This window comes from Adlercreutzia equolifaciens, assembly GCF_029076695.1.
Classification (GTDB): Bacteria; Actinomycetota; Coriobacteriia; order Coriobacteriales; family Eggerthellaceae; genus Adlercreutzia; species Adlercreutzia equolifaciens_A.
The window spans coordinates 1-291 of sequence record NZ_JARFIK010000565.1 but is presented as its reverse complement, the minus strand read 5'-3'; the positions used below and the strand labels follow the sequence as shown (position 1 = coordinate 291).

Sequence of the window (291 nt, the reverse complement as noted above, 5' to 3'; positions counted from 1 at the left end):
CCGGCATTGCAGTGGGTGAGCACGGTCAGAGGGGCGCCCTTCCGCTCGGCCAAATCGCGCAAATACGCAGCTCCGTTGGCACCAATAGCACGGTTTACCGCCTCGTCATCGGCAACAAGGTTCTGAGTAGCCCGGCAGAGAGCCTGAGCCACCGCTTCAGGCCCCTGGCCCTCCCCTAGCGCCGCCTGGGCTACCGCCAAGGCGCGAGCGACGCCCAAGCCCAGATTTACGGCCGTGGGACGGGCGCTATTAGCCAGGTTGCCCGCAAATTCCAAGGCCATGGAGAACAAC

1 pseudogene is annotated in these 291 nt (G+C 64.6%); it reads right to left on the bottom strand.

Annotation, left to right across the window (positions count from 1 at the left end):
* Window positions 1–291: pseudogene (mtnA, locus tag PZH32_RS13610) on the bottom strand (S-methyl-5-thioribose-1-phosphate isomerase); the annotation flags it as partial.